This window comes from Microbacterium azadirachtae (assembly GCF_000956505.1).
Lineage (GTDB): Bacteria > Actinomycetota > Actinomycetes > Actinomycetales > Microbacteriaceae > Microbacterium > Microbacterium azadirachtae_A.
In genome coordinates, this window is record NZ_JYIX01000026.1 from 1 (window position 1) to 17,282 (window position 17,282).

The 17,282-nt window shown below is 71.3% G+C and carries 17 protein-coding genes and 1 tRNA gene; 6 read left to right on the plus strand and 12 right to left on the minus strand.

The window, feature by feature from the left end:
• Nucleotides 1-1,357 (minus strand): ABC transporter permease (locus tag RS86_RS03335; protein WP_045270807.1); only part of this gene is annotated, 1,357 nt, incomplete at its 3' end.
• Nucleotides 1,358-1,499: 142 nt separating this feature from the next.
• Between RS86_RS03335 and RS86_RS03340 the strand changes: the two genes are divergently transcribed.
• Together RS86_RS03340 and RS86_RS03345 are read left to right on the plus strand one after the other, a co-directional pair.
• On the plus strand, nucleotides 1,500-2,234 hold the full coding sequence (locus RS86_RS03340; RefSeq protein WP_045270808.1) for a response regulator transcription factor: 735 nt from the start codon (nucleotides 1,500-1,502) through the stop codon (nucleotides 2,232-2,234).
• Between the two features lie 34 nt (nucleotides 2,235-2,268).
• Nucleotides 2,269-3,966: a sensor histidine kinase gene (locus RS86_RS03345; protein WP_082076533.1), complete on the plus strand. Its 1,698-nt coding sequence runs from the start codon at nucleotides 2,269-2,271 to the stop codon at nucleotides 3,964-3,966.
• 35 nt (nucleotides 3,967-4,001) lie between these two features.
• Here RS86_RS03345 and RS86_RS03350 read toward each other — a convergent pair whose 3' ends face one another.
• The 6 genes from RS86_RS03350 to RS86_RS03375 all read right to left on the minus strand — a co-directional run bounded on the left by RS86_RS03350 (nucleotide 4,002) and on the right by RS86_RS03375 (nucleotide 9,529).
• Complete coding sequence (locus RS86_RS03350; protein ID WP_045270809.1) at nucleotides 4,002-5,528, minus strand: FAD-dependent oxidoreductase; 1,527 nt, start codon at nucleotides 5,526-5,528, stop codon at nucleotides 4,002-4,004.
• Nucleotides 5,525-6,388 (minus strand): FAD:protein FMN transferase, encoded by an 864-nt coding sequence (locus tag RS86_RS03355; RefSeq protein ID WP_045270810.1) that lies wholly within the window; start codon nucleotides 6,386-6,388, stop codon nucleotides 5,525-5,527. Before RS86_RS03355 ends, RS86_RS03350 begins: the two co-directional genes overlap by 4 nt.
• A 19-nt stretch (nucleotides 6,389-6,407) precedes the next feature.
• Complete coding sequence (locus RS86_RS03360; protein WP_045270811.1) at nucleotides 6,408-6,890, minus strand: FMN-binding protein; 483 nt, start codon at nucleotides 6,888-6,890, stop codon at nucleotides 6,408-6,410.
• Nucleotides 6,891-6,978: 88 nt separating this feature from the next.
• A complete protein-coding gene (locus tag RS86_RS03365) occupies nucleotides 6,979-8,016 on the minus strand; it encodes a ribose-phosphate diphosphokinase (protein ID WP_045270812.1) in 1,038 nt (345 codons plus the stop codon).
• 9 nt (nucleotides 8,017-8,025) lie between these two features.
• Nucleotides 8,026-9,456, minus strand: coding sequence for a bifunctional UDP-N-acetylglucosamine diphosphorylase/glucosamine-1-phosphate N-acetyltransferase GlmU (glmU, locus tag RS86_RS03370; protein WP_045270813.1), 1,431 nt, complete (start codon nucleotides 9,454-9,456; stop codon nucleotides 8,026-8,028).
• Nucleotide 9,457: 1 nt separating this feature from the next.
• A tRNA-Gln gene (locus RS86_RS03375) sits at nucleotides 9,458-9,529 on the minus strand.
• A 113-nt stretch (nucleotides 9,530-9,642) separates the two neighbouring features.
• On the opposite strand from RS86_RS03375, the gene RS86_RS03380 reads away from it, so the two are divergent.
• On the plus strand, nucleotides 9,643-10,110 hold the full coding sequence (locus tag RS86_RS03380) for a GNAT family N-acetyltransferase (protein ID WP_045270814.1): 468 nt from the start codon (nucleotides 9,643-9,645) through the stop codon (nucleotides 10,108-10,110).
• Between the two features lie 54 nt (nucleotides 10,111-10,164).
• Nucleotides 10,165-10,674, plus strand: a complete 510-nt coding sequence (locus tag RS86_RS03385; protein WP_045270815.1) for a MarR family winged helix-turn-helix transcriptional regulator — start codon at nucleotides 10,165-10,167, stop codon at nucleotides 10,672-10,674.
• A gap of 43 nt (nucleotides 10,675-10,717) precedes the next feature.
• Here the strand turns inward: RS86_RS03385 and RS86_RS03390 are convergent, their stop codons facing one another.
• Complete coding sequence (locus RS86_RS03390; protein ID WP_045270892.1) at nucleotides 10,718-11,665, minus strand: zinc-binding dehydrogenase; 948 nt, start codon at nucleotides 11,663-11,665, stop codon at nucleotides 10,718-10,720.
• Nucleotides 11,666-11,685: 20 nt separating this feature from the next.
• Complete coding sequence (locus RS86_RS03395; protein ID WP_045270816.1) at nucleotides 11,686-12,639, minus strand: aldo/keto reductase; 954 nt, start codon at nucleotides 12,637-12,639, stop codon at nucleotides 11,686-11,688.
• A gap of 144 nt (nucleotides 12,640-12,783) precedes the next feature.
• Between RS86_RS03395 and RS86_RS03400 the strand changes: the two genes are divergently transcribed.
• The gene (locus tag RS86_RS03400) at nucleotides 12,784-13,725 is read left to right on the plus strand and encodes a pseudouridine synthase (RefSeq protein ID WP_200892741.1); all 942 of its coding nucleotides are present in this window, start codon (nucleotides 12,784-12,786) and stop codon (nucleotides 13,723-13,725) included.
• 174 nt (nucleotides 13,726-13,899) lie between these two features.
• Nucleotides 13,900-14,211: a hypothetical protein gene (locus tag RS86_RS03405; protein WP_045270818.1), complete on the plus strand. Its 312-nt coding sequence runs from the start codon at nucleotides 13,900-13,902 to the stop codon at nucleotides 14,209-14,211.
• 233 nt (nucleotides 14,212-14,444) lie between these two features.
• On the opposite strand, the gene RS86_RS03410 is transcribed toward RS86_RS03405, so the two are convergent.
• From RS86_RS03410 to RS86_RS03420, 3 genes are all read right to left on the minus strand, one after another.
• On the minus strand, nucleotides 14,445-15,104 hold the full coding sequence (locus RS86_RS03410; protein WP_045270819.1) for a methionine ABC transporter permease: 660 nt from the start codon (nucleotides 15,102-15,104) through the stop codon (nucleotides 14,445-14,447).
• Nucleotides 15,104-16,177 carry a methionine ABC transporter ATP-binding protein gene (locus RS86_RS03415; protein WP_045270820.1) on the minus strand — a complete coding sequence of 358 codons (1,074 nt, stop codon included), beginning with the start codon at nucleotides 16,175-16,177 and terminating at the stop codon, nucleotides 15,104-15,106. Before RS86_RS03415 ends, RS86_RS03410 begins: the two co-directional genes overlap by 1 nt.
• A 124-nt stretch (nucleotides 16,178-16,301) precedes the next feature.
• The gene (locus RS86_RS03420; protein WP_045270821.1) at nucleotides 16,302-17,213 is read right to left on the minus strand and encodes a MetQ/NlpA family ABC transporter substrate-binding protein; all 912 of its coding nucleotides are present in this window, start codon (nucleotides 17,211-17,213) and stop codon (nucleotides 16,302-16,304) included.
• Nucleotides 17,214-17,282: the final 69 nt, after the last annotated feature.

The following is a 17,282-nucleotide window of genomic DNA, read 5'->3' on the forward strand; positions in this document are numbered from 1 at the left end:
CGCCTCCCCCGCCCTGGAACGCTCCGCCCCCGGCGCCCGCACCGGCCTGTCCCGTGCCCGCGCCCGTGGCGGCTCCACCGCGCCCGAGGCCGGCGGCGGACGCGCCGGAGATCGTGGGCTGGACGAGGTTCACGACGAGGATCCCGACGAGACCGAGCGCGAGCCCCGCCGCTCCGCCGATGAGGCCCTGGACGAGCGACTCTCCGGCCACCTGGCGGACGATCCGCCCGTTCGACCAGCCGATCGCCTTGAGCGTGCCGAACTCCCTGGTGCGCCGGGCGACGCCGGAGAGCGTGAACAGCACCGCGAGGAGCACGGCGACCGCGAGCACGATGATCGACAGCCACGTGCCGAGGCCCTCGATCATGCCGGCGGCGCTCGCGAGGGATCCGGAGACCGTGGAGGCCAGATCCGCCTGCGAGCTCACGGTCGCCGTCGGGAGGGCCTTGGCGAGCGCGGTCTGCACGGAGGAGATGTCGGCCGCCGATGCCGCCTTCACGTAGACCGTCGACACGACATCGCCCGTGCCGGCGATCTTCTGCGCGGTGTCCAGCGGCAGGTACACGTTCGCCGCGGTGTCGGCGGAATCGGACGACGAGCTCACGATCCCGACGATCTTCACCGTGGATCCGCCCACATCGATCGTGCTGCCGACGCTCAGGCTCTTCGAGGTCGCGTAGGTGCTGTCCGCGAGGGCGACCAGCTGTCCCGCGTCGGCGGCGGCGAGGGCACGCCCGGAGGAGACCTTCACCGACGACAGCGGTCCCACGGTCGTCCCCGCCGAAGGATCGACGCCCAGTACCGAGAACGAGTTGAGGCCGAACTTGCCACCGCCGAACCGTGGCCGCTCACCCGTGCCCGTGCCCTGGCCCTCACCGGTGGCGCCCTGTCCCGTACCCGTCTGGCCGGTGCCGGTGCCGCCCTGCGCGCCCTGCTGGGCGATCTGCCCGTCGAACGTGAGGTTGGTCAGGCTCAGCGCGCCCGTGGCCGCGGCGACGCTCCCGGTGCTCGAGATCGTCTTCACCCCGGCCGCGTCGATCGTGCCCCGCGCCGGGGAGGCCCGCAGCACCGAGGTGTTCAGGGTCGTGCTGCCGTCGCTCGCGGCGGCGCCGCCGCCGGCCCCGAAGTCGAAGCGCTGCCCGGTGTCGCTGCCGCGCTGGGCCGGTGCGCCGGTGACCGTGAGATCGGTGCCCACGCCGTAGACCCTCGCGAGCGCCTCCGTCTGCGCATCGCGCACGCCCGCCGCCAGCGCGTTGACCACGATCACCAGGGCGATCGCTATTGCGAGGCCCACGGCGACGATCACCGTCTGCTTCTTCCGCCCGGCCAGTTCCCGGCGCAGATACGTCCCGTACATGCTTCTCCTTCGATCACGCTCGTGCTGGTGACGCTAGGAGCCGGTTCTGAGGCGCGATGATGGCGCTGCTATGCGCGCGCTAAGCACGTCGGATCACCAAAGCTCATAGACCGTTCATAGGAAACTGAGGAGAATAGATCCCATGAACGATCACGCCACTGAGCTGCGTCGCCCCGATGGCTCTCCCCTGCGGATCCTCGCGGTCGACGATGAGCCGATGCTCACCGACCTCCTCGCCATGGCCCTGCGGATGGAGGGATGGGAGGTGCGCACCGCCGGATCAGGGCTCGAAGCGCTGCAGGTCGCCCGCGACTTCGGCCCCGATGCCCTGGTCCTCGACGTCATGATGCCCGACCTGGACGGGCTCGGCGTCCTCAAGCGCCTGCGCGAGCAGGGCAACATGGTGCCCGTCGTGTTCCTCACCGCCAAAGACGCGGTGAGCGATCGGATCGCGGGCCTCACCGCCGGTGGCGACGACTACGTCACGAAGCCGTTCAGCCTGGAGGAGGTCGTCGCGCGACTGCGCGCCGTGATCCGCCGCTCCGGCGGCGCGACCACCGACGCCAGCGACTCGATCCTGCAGGTCGGCGATCTCACGCTCAACGAGGACAGCCACGAGGTGGTCCGCGCAGGCGACGAGATCGAGTTGACCGCGACGGAGTTCGAGCTGCTGCGCTTCCTCATGCGCAACGAGCGCCGTGTACTGTCCAAGGCGCAGATCCTGGACCGGGTGTGGAGCTACGACTTCGGCGGGCGCTCGAGCGTCGTCGAGCTGTACATCTCCTACCTGCGCAAGAAGCTCGACGCCGGACGCGAGGTGGCGCTGATCCACACCGTGCGCGGGGTCGGCTACATGATCAAGGCGCCCCAGCAGTAAGCAGCACGACTGCTGCACCGAGCACGAAGAAGGCATGCCCTCGATGAATCCGTTCCGCACCCGTCCCAGGGGCCCGCTGTCCCTGCAGACACGGCTGATGGCGGCGGTGACGGGGTTCGTCTCGCTCATCCTCGTCGTCATCGCGATCGCGACGAGCGTCGTGCTCGGCAACGTGCTCAACGGGCGGCTGCAGGACGAGCTCGCCGCGACCACGAAGAACGTCGGCACCCAGGCCATGCAGAAGCTCGTGCTGGGGCACGTCGTCCCCGACGCCTCGGACCTGGTGGTCGGCCCCACCGGCGTGCAGAACGGCACGCTGGTCATCGTCGTGACCCCGGCCGGCTCCGCGACGGGCACCGTGGTCACCGCCGACCGTGTCGCGCAGGACCTCACGCCGCTGCAGATCCATCAGGCGGTCACCGCCCTCTCCGAAGGCCGCTACACCGAGGATCTCTCCCAGCTCGGCGACTACCAGTTCGTGCATCAGCCGGTCCCTGCCTCGGGGCCGGCGCAGTTCGAGGTGATCACCGGACTCCCCCGTGCATCCACGGAGGCGCAGATCACGACCCTGTTCTCCATGATCGCGCTCACCACGATCGGCGGACTGATCCTGCTCGCGCTGTCCACGGCGATCACGATCCGGGTCGCCCTGCGCCCGCTCCGCGAGGTCGCCGCGACCGCGAACAGGGTCGCCAACCAGCCGCTCGACCGCGGCGACGTGTCGATCACGGAGCGCGTGCCCGCCGCGGAGGCGGATCCGCGCACCGAGACCGGACTCGTCGGATCCGCGCTGAACACCCTGCTCGATCACGTCGACGCCTCGCTCGCGGTGCGTCAGCGCAACGAGGAGAGGATGCGGCAGTTCGTCGCCGATGCGAGCCACGAACTGCGGACGCCGCTGTCCTCGATCCGCGGATACTCGGAGTTGTCGCTGCGCGCGCTGACACGATCCGATGCGCCGGAGGATCCCGCCACGGCCTCCGCGCACACCGCCCTCGAGCGCATCCAGGCGCAGTCCCTGCGGATGACCAGCCTGGTCGAGGACCTGCTGCTGCTCGCGCGTCTCGAGGAGGGCAGGGAGCTCACCCTCTCCACCGTCGACCTGTCCCGGCTGGCGATCGAGGGGGTCGAGGACGCCCGCCCCACGGCACCGGATCACGTGTGGGCGATCGACGTGCCGGAGGAGCCGGTCGAGCTCATCGGCGACACGGGACGGCTGCAGCAGGTCGTCACGAACCTGCTCGCCAACGCCCGCACGCACACCCCGGCCGGCACGCGCATCGCGATCGAGGTGGCCGAAGAAGGATCAGAGGTCGTGCTCCGGGTCCGCGACGACGGACCGGGCATCGACCCCGCGGTGCGCGACGAGCTCTTCAGCCGCTTCGCCCGGGGCGACCGCTCCCGCAACAGGGCGACCGGCGGTTCGGGCCTCGGCCTGTCGATCACCAAGGCGATCGTCGACGGCCACGGCGGCACGATCTCGGTGCAGAGCGAGCCCGGCGCGACGCTGTTCACGGTCCGCCTGCCGAAGGTGCCGCAGGCGACGGTCGGTGCAGCTCAGACGCGCCCCGCCGACGCCGCTCCCCCGCGTCCCGCCGACAAGGACGCGCCACGGCAGCATCACGCCGATCGTCCGGCGCCGCGGCACAGGGACGCGGACGCGCCGCGCGGCGCTGAGAACCACGGCGACGCGGGCAGCCACCAGCTCGGCCGCACTCTCGGCGGGCGCTGAAGCCGCCCCTGGGTCGGCGCCCCAGAGGCGGGTCCTCAGTAGCCTGCGAAGGCGTCGGTCGTCACGTGCCGCGCGCCGCGCAGCGCGGGGGCGAGCTCCGCGATGAGCCGCGGCGGACCCGAGATCCAGGCGTGCCGCCGATCCAGATCCGGCACCAGCGCGTGCAGCAGCGCCGCGTCCAGCCGCGCGCCGCCCGCCCATTCCGCGCCCGAGGGCAGGTCCGCGGGCCGGTCGGGGGCGATGACCACGATCCGTGCACCGGACCCGCCGAGCTCGCGCAGGTACGCGCACTCCTCCGCCGAGGAGGCCACGAGCACGAGCACCGCGTCCGCCGCCTCACGCGCAGCGAGCTGCGCGACGAACGGCGTCACGCCGATCCCTGCAGCGATGAGCAGCACGGGCGCCTCGCGAGCGGGCAGCACGAAGTCGCCCCACACGCCTGTCGCGGTGAGCACGTCGTCGGGCTGCACCGCGCCGAGCGCGCGCTTGTAGCTCGACCCGCGCTCGGTCTCGCGATAGGCGATGCGCACGAACGGCAGCTCCGCCGGCGTGGAGACGATGCTGAACTCGCGGCGGGTGCCCCTGCTGTCGGGGCGGCGGTGCGGCACCTGCAGCTCCAGGTACTGCCCCGGCGCGAACCGGAACGGGCGCCGCGCCCGGAACGTCAGCTCGTGCACGGTCGGGGTGACGGCCCTGCGGCGCACGAGCGAGAGCCTGATCCCCGCGCGGGCGACGAGCACCGCGGCGAGGAGGTTGCCGACCAGCAGCGCCCGCTCCTGGCCGAGCGTGATGATCCCGAGGCTGATCGGCCAGCCGGCGAGCGCTCCAACGATCAGCGCGACGAGCAGCTGCTGCCATCGGCGCGACGGCATGCTCAGCGGCTCGGACAGCATGAAGGCGCCGAGGAACAGCACCGGCGACTGCAGCAGCACCGACGTGAGCATCGCCCCAGGTTCCACGGCCAGCCCGGCCGCGGCCGACTGCACCGAGGTCCGCAGGATCGACACGACGGCGTACACGAGCACGAACAGCAGGACGACGCGGATCCGCTCGGTGCGCCAGAGCACGAGCAGGCCCAGCACGATCACGGGGATCGCCATCGCCGGAGTGCCGACCCACCAGGCCGAGAAGCCGAGGCCGGTGATCGTGAGCACCGTCGCGCCGACGGCGGCGGGATTGAGCAGGTGCCGACCGCGCCACACCAGCACGTACTTGGAGGCCGCCGCGACCACGCCCGCGAGCGCGATGCCGCCGATCTGGTCGGGGTTCGCACCGGGCTGCACCACGAACAGCAGGATGAGCGCCGTGATCAGCGACGACTCGATGCGGCGCGGGACGCGCAGCAGCGCCTGGGCGACGGCATCGGTGCAGAGCGTCGCGAGCATCAGCACCGCGAGCGTGGCGAGGATGTCGAGCGGCAGCGAGGAGACCGCGCCGACGGCGGACAGGATCGTCGCGATCGCGGCCAGCGCGAGCAGCGCGTACAGCGTGAGCCGGTACATCGAAAGCCGTCCGAGCTGCGCGACCACGCGCTGGCGCGCGCCGATCAGCGTCGCGATCATGCGAACACCTCCATCCGGTCCCCTGCCGACCACTCGAGCGTTCCGTCCGTGGTCATCCGCACCCATTCCACACCGGACAGGGCCGCGAACGCGGGACCGCCGTCGAAGAACAGCGCCGTGGCGGCCGCATCCGCGACCATCGCCTCCGCGGCGATGGCCCAGGTCGCCGCGATCGTGCGCACGGGCTCCCCCGTCCGCGCATCCAGCACGTGGTGCAGCCCGCCGTGCTCCCCCGGCCACGCGCGCCGGTTCACCGCCGAGCCGCAGAGCGCCGCGTCCGTGACCGTGGCGACCCCGATCGCGCGCGTCGCGTCGAACGGGTGCTCGAGACCCACCCGGATCGGCGCCCCGCTCAGGCGCAGGTCGCCGCCGGCGTCGACGAGGCGTTCGGCATGCCCCAGGGATCCGAGCAGGTCGTGCACGACGTCGACGATGCGGCCCTTGCCGATCGCGCCCACATCGATGAGGGCCGGCGCGTGCAGGGCGAGGGCACCGTCGTCCCAGGCGAGCTGTTCGGCCCAGTCGGCGGGCGCCGGTCTGGCGCCCCGATCGCGGAACGAGTACTCCGCGTCGTAGCCGCGCGCGGACAGGCTGTCGCCGAGGAGCGGCTGCACGGCGCCATCGGTCGCGAGCGACAGCTCCCGGTACAGATCGAGCATCGCCACCGCGTCCGGCGGCGTCGGCACCTCCTGCGGCTCCTCGGCGAGGGCCGTCACCAGCGAGTCGGCACGGAACCGGGACCAGGTGTGGTCGAAGTCGCCGATCACGTCGCGCACCGCGTCGCGTTCGCCATCCGGGAGCCGCCCGGCCGTGCCGATCTCCCAGACGGTGCCGATCGCCTCGAACCGCCACACGTCCATCGGCGGGCGGGGATCCACCCTAGCCCGCGGCTTCGGTGCGGATGGTGTCCAGCGCCTGGGTGAATCCCTTGCTGGTCAGCGAGGATCCCGAGACGCGGCTGACGGAGATCTCGTCGAGTTTCTTGCCGACCACGAGCGCGGAGATCCCGCCGATGAACTGCGACTGGTAGTGCTTCGTCTCCGATGCCTGCGGGTCGCCCGTGACCTCGACCTTCGTGACGGTGTCGTCGGCGAGGGTGATCGAGACCGAGATCTTCTCGACCGTCTCCGGCGTCTGGTACGAGCCGTCGGCGGAGTAGGTGCCGTCCTTGTAGGTCGAGCCGGACCCGGTCGAGGCGCCGGCGCTCGTCGCGGACGGCGAGGAGTCAGCGCTCGCCTGCGGCGCGGGCGTCCCGGTCGTGGTCTCGGCGGACGACGACTCGGCCGCGCACCCCGCGAGCAGCAGCGTTCCGGCGATGCCGACGAGGGCGGATCCTTGACGAACCGAGGGCGAGAGCTTCATGGTTCCAGCTTCCGCAACCCTCCTGTGCGTCACCTTTGAGATGACGCATCGTGTCGTGAAGTCAGGATCCGCGCCTGACGACACCGTCTCAGGCGGCGCCGTCGAACATGCTCGTGACGGACCCGTCCTCGAACACCTGCTTGATCGCGGTGGCCAGCAGCGGAGCGATCGGCAGGATCAGCAGGCCCGGGAAGCGCCGCGACTCCGAGAGCGGGATCGTGTCGGTGACGACGACCTCGTCGATCGAGGAATCCTGAAGCCGCTCGCTCGCCGGATCCGAGAAGATCGCGTGGGTCGCGGCGACGATGACCTTGCGGGCGCCGTTCGCCTTGAGCGCCTGCGCGGCCTTCACGATCGTCCCGCCGGTGTCGATCATGTCGTCGACCAGCAGGCAGGTGCGGCCGTCCACCGCACCGACGATCTCGTGCACCGAGACCTGGTTGGCGACCTTCGGGTCACGCCGCTTGTGGATGATCGCGAGCGGCGCATCCAGGCTGTCCGACCAGGTGTCGGCGACGCGCACCCGGCCCATGTCCGGCGAGACGATCGTGAGCGTCTCGCGGTCCTCGGCGCTCAGGGTCCGCTCGAAGTGCTCAAGCAACACGGGCTTCGCGAACAGGTGATCGACGGGGCCGTCGAAGAAGCCCTGGATCTGCGCAGCGTGCAGGTCGACGCTCATCACGCGATCGGCGCCGGCGGTCTTCAGCAGGTCGGCGACGAGGCGGGCGCTGATCGGCTCGCGGCCACGGCCCTTCTTGTCCTGTCGGGAGTACGGGTAGTAGGGGGCGACGACGGTGATCCGCTTGGCCGAGGCCCGCTTGGCCGCGTCGAGCATGATGAGCAGCTCCATCAGCCACTCGTTCACACCGGTCCCGAAGGACTGCACGATGAACAGGTCGCAGCCGCGGATCGAGACCTCGAAGCGGGCGTAGAGCTCGCCGGACGCGAACGTGCGGTGCTCGACAGGGGCCAGCTCGGTGCCGAGCGCCGCGGCGACCGCGGCGGTCAACTCCGGGTGCGACCGGCCGCCGGCGACGACGAGCCTCTTCTTGGTCTTGGCGACCAGTCCCGGTGCGATGTCGTTCTCGCGGTCCAGCTCGACCGTCGTGTTCTTCTTGCGCCCCATCGGACCCGCCTATTCCGCCGAATCGGCACGTGCCGCAGCGTCTGCCGCGGCCGTGCCTGCCCTGTTCTTCTCGACCCACCCCGCGACGTTTCGCTGGGGGGCGACGCTCATCGCGAGCGCACCGGCGGGGACATCCTTGCGGACGACGGCGCCGGCGGCGGTCTTCGCGCCGGCACCCAGCCTAACGGGCGCGACGAGCACCGTGTGCGAGCCGGTGTGCACCTCGTCCCCGATCTCGGTGCGGTGCTTGTTCACATCGTCGTAGTTCGCGGTGATCGTCGATGCGCCGAGGTTGACGCCGCGACCCACGATCGCGTCGCCAACGTAGGACAGGTGCGGGACCTTCGAGTCGTCGCCGATCTGCGCGTTCTTGGTCTCGACGTAGGCGCCGATCTTGCCGTCCGCACCGAGCGTGGTGCCCGCGCGCAGGTACGAGAACGGGCCGACCGTTGCGCGCGCGCCGATCACGGCGAGCGTCGCCTCTGAGCGACGGACCGTCGCGTCCTCGCCGACCTCCGTGCTGACGAGCGTCGTGTCGGGGCCGATGATCGCTCCGCTCGCGACCGTGCTCGCCCGCAGGACGTGGGTGTTCGGCAGGATCGTGACGTCGGGCGAGAGGGTCACGTCGTCGTCGATCCAGGTGGTCGCGGGATCCTGGATCGTCACGCCTTCTCGCTGCCAGCGGCGCACGATGCGGTCGTTCAGGGTGCGCGCGGCCTCCGCGAGCTGGACACGGTCGTTGATGCCGAAGGTCGCGGCCGTGTCGGCGGCGATCGAGACGGCGACCTTCTCGCCCGCGGCGCGGAGCAGGCCGATCACCGCGGTGAGGTACATCTCGCCCTGCGCGTTGTCGGTGGTGACCTTCGCGAGCTCGGCACGGAGCAGACCCGCGCGGAACACGTACACGCCAGCGTTGATCTCGCGCGTGGCCTTCTCGGCGTCGTCCGCATCCTTCTGCTCCACGATGCGGGCGACGTCTCCCGACGCGTCGCGGATGATGCGGCCGTACCCGTTCGGGTCGTCGACGAGCGCGCTCAGCACGGTCGCCGCGGCCGCGGCGGCGCGATGCCCGTCGACGAGGGCCTGCAGCGTCTCGGCCTCCAGCAGCGGCACGTCGCCGGAGAGCACCAGCACGTCGCCGTCGAAGCCCTCCGGCAGCGCGTCCAGCGCCACCTGCACGGCACGGCCGGTGCCGGGGACCTCGTCCTGATCGACGATGACCGCCTCAGGATGCTCGGCGGCGAGGGCCGCGACCACCTGGTCGCGCTCGTGGCGCACCACGACCTCGACCGTGTCGGCGCCCAACTGCGCGGCGGTCGCCAGCACGTGCCCGACGAGGGTGCGGCCGCCGATCGGGTGCAGCACCTTGGGCAGGCGGGACTTCATGCGCGTGCCCTGGCCTGCGGCGAGGACGACGATGGCGAGTGTGTTCTCCGTCATGCTCCGCCGCCAGGATTCGAACCTGGACCCCACAGCTCCAAAGGCTGGGGTGCTGCCGTTACACCACGGCGGACCGCGCCCGCCCTGTGCGGCGGTCGCGCCTCAAGTCTGCCATGCGCGGCCTGTGTGATCGGGCCGGAACAGACGCGCAACCTCCCCGCAACACCGGCCGGGCAGGGTGGCGGCATGACGATCCTGATCGACCGCGTCTCCGTCTCGACCCCCGAGCTCGAGGCGTTCCTCGCCGCGCACCTGCGGGACATGGAGCCGACGGCGCCGCCCGAGAGCCGGCACGCCCTCGACATGACGAGCCTGCTCGCGCCCGGTGTGCGGCTCTTCGCCGCGACGGCGGACGGCGCGCTCGCGGGAACGGGAGCGCTGGCCGCCCTGCAGCCGGGTCATGAGGAGCTCAAGTCGATGCGGACCGCGCCGGCGATGCGCGGCAGGGGCGTGGCGTCCGCGATCCTCGCCGCGCTCCTCGACGATGCCCGCTCCCGCGGCGTCGAGCGGATCTCTCTGGAGACCGGCGCCGCGGACTGGTTCTGGCCCGCGCACCGGCTGTACGCCAAGGCCGGCTTCGACGAGTGCGAGCCGTTCGGGTCCTACGCCGACGATCCGCACAGTCTGTTCCTCACCATGCGGCTGACGGACTGAGTCGCGCCTGTCGCACGCACCTGCGCCCTCCGATGCGCCCGCGATAATGAACGGATGAGCATCGGAGCGGATCATGCCGGCGACGAGGTCGACCGGATCGTCGCCGCGTGGAACACGCAGCGGCCGGACCTCGACTTCTCGCCCCTCGAGGTGCTCTCCCGCGTGGACCGGCTCTCCCGGCTGCTCGACCGCGCCCGCCGGGATGTGTTCCGCCGCAGCGACCTCGAGCCGTGGGAGTGGGACGTGCTGTCAGCCCTGCGCCGCGCGGGCGACCCGTTCCAGCTCAGCCCGAAGCAGTTGCTGCTGCAGACCCTCGTCTCCAGCGGCACCATGACCAACCGCATCGACCGGCTCGTGGGACGCAGGCTCGTGCGCCGTGAAGCGGATCCCGGAGACGGCCGCAGCGTGCAGGTGACCCTCACCGACGACGGCAGGGTGCGCGTGGACGCCGCGATCACGCGCCTCGTCGACGCCGAGGCGACCCTGCTCTCCGCGCTGTCCCGCAGCGACCGCGAGCGCCTCGCCGCGCTGCTGCGCAAGCTCAGCCTGAGCTTCGGCGCCTGAGTCCCGGCGCCCGAGCTTCGGCGCCCGAGCCGGGGAGGCCGCGTCACCCCGCGGAATCGACCAGGACGACGACCTTCCCGGTGACGCGACCCGTCTCGACGCGCTCCTCCGCGGCGGCGAGATCGTCGAACCCGTACTCGGAATCGAGGTGCACCGTGATCCGGCCCGCGTCCGCCAGGGCGGCGACGCCCGCGAGCTGCGCGCCGTCAGCCGCCACCAGGATCCGTTGCACGGGCTCCGCTCCCCAGCCGCGCAGCTCCTCCTCCTGCGCCGCGGAGAACCCGGTGATCGTGATCACCGCGGTCCCCTCGGCGACGGCGCCCCGTGGCGGAAGCGTGTCCGAGACCGTGACGATGACGGCGTCCACGGGGCCGATCGCGGCGAGCGCGTCGTCGTCGCGGTAGTCGATCACCTCGTCCGCGCCCCAGCCCGCGACGAGCGCCTGCTTCGCCGCGCCGGCGGTCGCGAGCACATGCGCACCGCGCGCCGCGGCGAGCTGCACGGCGAGATGCCCCACGCCACCTGCACCGCCGAGGACGAGGACGCGTGCGGCGCCGTCCTCGCGGATACCTGCGGCGTCCAGCGCCTGCCATGCGGTCAGCGCGGCGAGCGGCGCCGCGCCGGCCTGGGCGGCGCTCCACGCCCGCGGGGCCGCCGCCAGATCGTCCGCGGGGACGGCGACGAGCTCCGCGAGCGTGTGCGCCGCCTCGGGGAATCGGGCGAGGGCGAACACGTCGTCGCCCTGCGCCCAGCCCTTCACCCCGGTACCCACCTCGACGATGGTTCCCGCGACATCCCAGCCCGGACGATCCGCATACCGGATCGGGCCGAAGTCGTGGCCGGCGGCGCGGATCTTGACGTCCACGGGGTTGAGACCGACCGCCGCGACCCGGATCAGGACCTCGCCCGGTCCCGCCGCGGGGGCGTCGAGGTCCTCGAACGAGATGACCGTCGCGGCCGCGCCGGCCCCGGTGTAGCACGCTGCACGCATGTTCGTCCTCCCGCCCGCCGTCAGACCTGTGCCGGAGTCCACTCGGAGACGCTGCTCAGGCGCGCGATCTCCTCGGCGGACAGCTCCAGGCGTGCGCCGGCGAGCAGGTCCGGCACCTGATCCGCGGTGCGGGCGCTGGCGATCGGGGCTACGACGGCCGACTGCGCCCGCAGCCAGGCGAGCGCGGTCGCCGTGATCGAGGCGCCGTGCGCGTCGCCGACCTCTTCGAGGGCATCGATGATCCGCAGCCCGTGCTCGGTCGCGTACTTCGCCGCACCCGCGGCGCGCGGCGACGTCTGGTCCGTCGCATCGGTCGAGCGATACTTGCCCGTGAGGAATCCGCTCGCGAGGGCGTAGTACGGGACGAGTCCCAGTGCGAACTCGGTCGCGAGCGGGACGATCGTCTCCTCCACTTCGTTGCGGTGCACCAGGTTGTAGTGCGGCTGGACGGCCACGGGCTGGGCGACGCCGGTGGATCGTGCGATCTCGATCCACTCGCGAATGCGGTCGGCGGAGTAGTTGGACACGGCGATGTTGCGGACCAGCCCGTCCGCGACGAGCTGTCCGAAGGCCGCGACGGTCTCCTCGAGCGGCGCCTCCGCGTCATCGAAGTGCGCGTAGTACAGGTCGATCGCGTCCACCCCGAGCCGCTCGAGCGACGCCTCGGCCGCGCGCCGCACGTTCGCGGCCGACAGACCCCGGAACTGCGGGTGCTGGCTCACCTTCGTCGCGACCACGAGTCCTTGGGGGCGCCGCGAGGCGAGCCACTCGCCGATGATCGTCTCGCTCTCGCCGCCGCTGTTCCCCGGCACCCAGGCGCTGTACGCATCCGCCGTGTCGATGAAGTCTCCCGCTCCCGCGACGAACGCGTCGAGCACCGCGAAGGAGGCCTCGCGGTCGGCGGTCCAGCCGAACACGTTGCCCCCGAGCGAGAGCGGGAAGACGGACAGGTCACTGGATCCGATGCGAGTCATACCGGGGGCAACCCGGCGACCCCCGACGCTGTTCCCGGGCGACGACAGATGACGCGGGCGCGCCAATGCGGCCGACCCGGCCGACCCGGCCGGCCCGGCCGATCGTGGCGTCCCGCCGCCCGAACTAGGCTGGTGCGAATGGGCATGCCCTCTCCCCTTCCCGTGCGCGACGGCGTCGGCGCGACGCGCCTGCGCGTGCCCGTCGAGGGACCCTGGCCGACCGTGGGCGCGTTCATGGCGGAGCGCTTCTTCCATCTCGATCCGAAGCTCCTGCTGGACCGCTTCGACCGCGGCGAGATCGTGGCGATCGACGGCACCCCTCTCGCACGCGAGACCCCGCTCGGCGTGCACGACTTCGTCTGGTACTACCGGGAGCCGCCGGTCGAGAGGCAGATCCCGTTCGATGTCGAGATCCTGCACCAGGACGCCGATCTCATCGTGGTCGACAAACCGCATTTCCTCCCGACGACCCCCGGTGGCAAGTACCTGCAGAACTCGGCGCTGGTGCGGCTGCGCAATGCGCTCGACATCCCCGAGCTCACGCCCATCCACCGCCTCGACCGCGCGACGGCGGGCCTGCTGATGTTCTCTACGCGGCCCGTCACGCGCGGCGCATACCAGCTGCTGTTCGAGAAGCGCCGGGTCGAGAAGGTCTACGAGGCCGTCTCGCTGCTGCCGGAGGGCTGGGATCCGCGGACGCCAGCGCTCGGCGGATCCGCGCTCCCGCTCGTGCACCGCAACCACATCGAGAAGCTGCGCGGGCAGGTCTGCGTGCAGGTGGATCCGGCGCGCGAGCCGAATGCGGAGACGCTCGTCGAGCTCCTCGGATTCGACGACCGCGTGCTGCACACCCTGCTGCGCCCGCACAGCGGACGCATGCACCAGTTGCGCGTGCACCTCGCAGAGCTCGGTGCCGGGATCCTCAACGACGCGTTCTACCCCGAGCTCCTGCCCGAGGCGCCGGACGACTTCGCCCGTCCGCTGCAGCTGCTCGCCCGCGAGCTGCGTTTCACGGATCCGCTGACCGGCGCCCCCCGCGAGTTCCGCACCCGCCGGTTGCTGCAAGAGGCGCCCGCCCGGCAGTGACGGCCCGGGCGGCAGCCTCGGCGCCGGCCTCCCCGTCCCTCCACCTCCGTTTTGGGGCGCGATCCTGCCGTTTGGGGCGCACCCCGCCCGGAAATCCGGGGAGGCCGCGCCCCAAAACGACAGAACCCGCCCCGAACCGGTGCCCGGCCGCGCAGACCGGGGGATGATCGTCCTATGCGGATCGAGATCCTGACCATCGACGGCTGCCCGAACGGGTCCGCCGCGGAGCGCGCCGTGCGCCATGCTCTCTCCGAGCTGGGACTCGAGACGGAGCCCGCGGTCCGGGTGATCCGCACCCCCGCCGAGGCCGCCGCGACCGCCTTCGCCGGTTCGCCGACCGTGCTCGTCGACGGCGTGGACGCCGTGCCGGGATCCGCGCCGATCCAGGATCTGGCCTGCCGGGTGTACCGGACGGCGGACGGTCCCTCAGGTCACCCGTCCGCCGAGATGCTCGTTCCGGCTCTGCGCGCCGCGCTCGGATCCTGACCCGCGCACCCCCGTCCACCTCCGGTTCGGGGCGCGATCACGCGTTTTGGGGCGCGCCCTGACGAGAAAGCCGAGTGTGACGCGCCCCAAAACGGTGGAACGCGCCCCAAAACGGGACAGTGCCCACCCCGACCCGGGACAGAACACGCCCCAGAACCGGGACAGAACACGCCCCAGAACCGGGACAGAACACGCCCCAGACGCGACCCCAGCGCGAACCAGAGCCGACCGGCTCAGCGCCGCATGATGCGGCGGGCGAGCCAGGTGCCGAGGGTCTGCACGAGGTGCACGAACACGACGATCAGGATGATCGCGGCCCACATCACGACCGGCTCGAACTGGCGGAAGCCGTAGACCTGGGCGAACGCGCCCAGACCGCCGCCGCCGACCAGCCCCGCCATCGCGGTCATGTCGATGAGCGCAACGACCACGAAGGTGTAGCCGAGGATCAGCGGCCCTAGCGCCTCTGGCATCGCGACCGTGAGGAGGATCCGCCAGGGTCCGGCGCCCATCGACCGCGCGGCCTCGATCACGCCGGGCGAGACCGAGACGAGGTGCTGCTCGACGATGCGGCCGATCGCGAACGACGCGGCGACGCCGATCGCGAAGGCGCCCGCGTTGATGCCGATGCCCGTGCCGATCACGATCCGGGTGAACGGCTGCAGCACGGCGATGAAGATCACGAACGGGATCGGCCGGAAGAAGTTCACCAGGAACGAGATGAGGATGCTCACCGGACGGTTCGGCAGCAGACCGCCGGGACGCGTGACGTACAGGCCGATGCCGATGATCGTGCCGATCACGCCCGCCATCGCGAGCGCGAACGTGGTCATGTACAGCGTCTCGAGCGCGGCCTGCAAGAAATCAGGGAGCAGTTCGATCAGGCGATCCATCAGCGCACCTCGCCTTCCGCCCGAGCCGTCCCTGCGGGCGCGTCGGATCCGATCTCGGTCACGGTCGCGTGCTCCCGGATCTTCCGGAGCGCGGCGTCGATCGCCGCATCCGCACCGCGGATCGCGAGCGTGAGATGGCCGAACGCGCGGCCGCGGATGTCGTTGATCCCGCCGTAGACGAGCTCGAACGCGAGACCGGCCTCGGCGAGGTCCAGGAACACCTGGGCCTGCGAGGAGTCGCCGTCGCGGAAGGAGAACGTGACGAGCCGGCCCTCGTGGCGCGCGCCCAGCGACGCCTGCTCCGCGGGACTGGGGATGCCCTTGATGACGGTGCCGACGAAGCGCTGCGACGCCGGGTTCCTGGGGTTCGAGAACACCTCGAAGACCTCGCCCTGCTCGACGACGCGCCCGCCCTCCATCACGGCCACCTTGGTGGCGAGGGTCTGGATCACGTCCATCTCGTGCGTGATCACGACGATCGTCACGCCCTGCTCCCGGTTCACCCTGGCCAGCAGCTCGAGCACCTCGTGCGTCGTCTGCGGGTCGAGGGCGCTGGTCGCCTCGTCGGCGAGCAGGATGGCGGGCCGAGTGGCCAGGGCGCGCGCGATGCCGACGCGCTGCTTCTGGCCCCCGGAGAGCTGCTCGGGGAAGGCCTTGGCCTTGTCGGAGAGCCCGACGAACGCGAGCAGCTCCGTCACCCGCGCCTCGATATCAGCCTTCGCCCAGCCCGCGAGCGTGAGCGGGTAGGCGATGTTCGCCCTGACCGTCTTCGCGGAGAACAGGTTGAACTGCTGGAAGATCATGCCGATCCCGCTGCGCACACGACGCAGCTCGCGCTCGGTGAGCGTCGTGAGGTCGACGCCGTCCACGATCAGGCGCCCGCTCGTCGTCGGCTCCAGCGCGTTGATCAGCCGCACCAGGGTGGACTTTCCGGCCCCGGAGTATCCGATGATCCCGAAGACGTCGCCCTGGGCGATGTCGAGGGACACGTCGTCGACGGCGATCACGGGCGCGCTGTCCCGCGCGGTCGGCGGATAGGTCTTGGTCACGCCCTGCAGGCTCACGATCGGCATGGGTTCTCCGGTTCGGTTCTGCGTCACGGGGTTCTCGCGACGCGGAGCCGGGCGACGCGGTTCCGCATCGCCCGGCTCTGTCGTGCACGGCGGGGCTCGATCCCCCGCCGCCGGCCCGAGGGCCTCAGTTCTTGTGCGCCTTGACGTCCGACTCGACGGTCGCCTGCACCTTCTGCAGGTCGGCGGCGGAGAGGACCGTCGGGATCCCGATGTCGCCCGAGGCCTTCTTGAGACCCGCCTGCACGGCCGGATCCTTCTGGAAGATCTCGACGAGCTTCAGGTACGTGGGGTTGTCCTTGTCCTTCGCCCGTGCGGCGAAGATGTTGACGTAGGGCTGCGCGGTCGCATCCTTCGCGTCGTCCTGCGTGAGCGCGTCGGCGAACGTGAGCCCTGCGTCCTTGACGAAGTCGTTGTTGATGATCGCGGCGTCGACGTCCGGCAGCGAGGTCGGGATGAGTGCGGCCTCGAGCGGGGTGACCTTGACCTTGGAGGCCGCGGTGTCGACGTCGGCGACGTCGGACAGGGCGGTGCCTCCGGACTTCAGCTTCACGAGACCCGCCGACTGCAGCACGAGCAGGGCGCGCGCCTGGTTCGAGGCGTCGTCGGGGACCGCGACCGTCCCGCCGGACGGGATCTCCTTCACGCTCTTGTGCTTCTTCGAGTACAGGCCGAGCGGGTAGATCGCGGTGGATCCGATCGCCTGCAGGTCCTTGCCGGACTTCACGTTGTACTGCGCGAGGTAGACGATGTGCTGGAACTCGTTGAGGTCGAGCTCACCCTCGGCGAGCGCAGGGTTCGGCTGCTCGTAGGAGCCGAAGTCCACCAGCTCGACGGTGATGCCCTCCTTCTTGGCGGCCTCGACGAAGGCGGGCCACTGCGGGTCGCTCTTGCCGACGACGCCGACCTTGACGGTCTTGCCGGACTCGGAGGTCGGGTCGGATCCGGCGCCCGATGCGGACGAGCAGCCGACGAGGGAGACGACGAGCGCGGCGGCCGCGGTGGCGGCGGCGAGCGCGGTGGTGAGGGTGCGGGACATGGCTGTGAGTTCCTCTCTTGGGGGGACTCGACCACGCTACGAGGGGCTCCGAGCGCCCTCCGAATCGAC

Excerpts from the sequence above, each read along its gene's own strand:
- RS86_RS03340 (WP_045270808.1), top strand. The coding sequence starts at position 1,500 with ATGAACGATCACGCCACTGAGCTGCGTCGCCCCGATGGCTCTCCCCTG.
- RS86_RS03345 (WP_082076533.1), top strand. The coding sequence starts at position 2,269 with ATGCCCTCGATGAATCCGTTCCGCACCCGTCCCAGGGGCCCGCTGTCC.
- RS86_RS03350 (WP_045270809.1), bottom strand. The coding sequence starts at position 5,528 with ATGATCGCGACGCTGATCGGCGCGCGCCAGCGCGTGGTCGCGCAGCTC.
- RS86_RS03355 (WP_045270810.1), bottom strand. The coding sequence starts at position 6,388 with ATGGACGTGTGGCGGTTCGAGGCGATCGGCACCGTCTGGGAGATCGGC.
- RS86_RS03360 (WP_045270811.1), bottom strand. The coding sequence starts at position 6,890 with ATGAAGCTCTCGCCCTCGGTTCGTCAAGGATCCGCCCTCGTCGGCATC.
- RS86_RS03365 (WP_045270812.1), bottom strand. The coding sequence starts at position 8,016 with ATGGGGCGCAAGAAGAACACGACGGTCGAGCTGGACCGCGAGAACGAC.
- glmU (WP_045270813.1), bottom strand. The coding sequence starts at position 9,456 with ATGACGGAGAACACACTCGCCATCGTCGTCCTCGCCGCAGGCCAGGGC.
- RS86_RS03380 (WP_045270814.1), top strand. The coding sequence starts at position 9,643 with ATGACGATCCTGATCGACCGCGTCTCCGTCTCGACCCCCGAGCTCGAG.
- RS86_RS03385 (WP_045270815.1), top strand. The coding sequence starts at position 10,165 with ATGAGCATCGGAGCGGATCATGCCGGCGACGAGGTCGACCGGATCGTC.
- RS86_RS03390 (WP_045270892.1), bottom strand. The coding sequence starts at position 11,665 with ATGCGTGCAGCGTGCTACACCGGGGCCGGCGCGGCCGCGACGGTCATC.
- RS86_RS03395 (WP_045270816.1), bottom strand. The coding sequence starts at position 12,639 with ATGACTCGCATCGGATCCAGTGACCTGTCCGTCTTCCCGCTCTCGCTC.
- RS86_RS03400 (WP_200892741.1), top strand. The coding sequence starts at position 12,784 with ATGCCCTCTCCCCTTCCCGTGCGCGACGGCGTCGGCGCGACGCGCCTG.
- RS86_RS03405 (WP_045270818.1), top strand. The coding sequence starts at position 13,900 with ATGCGGATCGAGATCCTGACCATCGACGGCTGCCCGAACGGGTCCGCC.
- RS86_RS03410 (WP_045270819.1), bottom strand. The coding sequence starts at position 15,104 with ATGGATCGCCTGATCGAACTGCTCCCTGATTTCTTGCAGGCCGCGCTC.
- RS86_RS03415 (WP_045270820.1), bottom strand. The coding sequence starts at position 16,177 with ATGCCGATCGTGAGCCTGCAGGGCGTGACCAAGACCTATCCGCCGACC.
- RS86_RS03420 (WP_045270821.1), bottom strand. The coding sequence starts at position 17,213 with ATGTCCCGCACCCTCACCACCGCGCTCGCCGCCGCCACCGCGGCCGCC.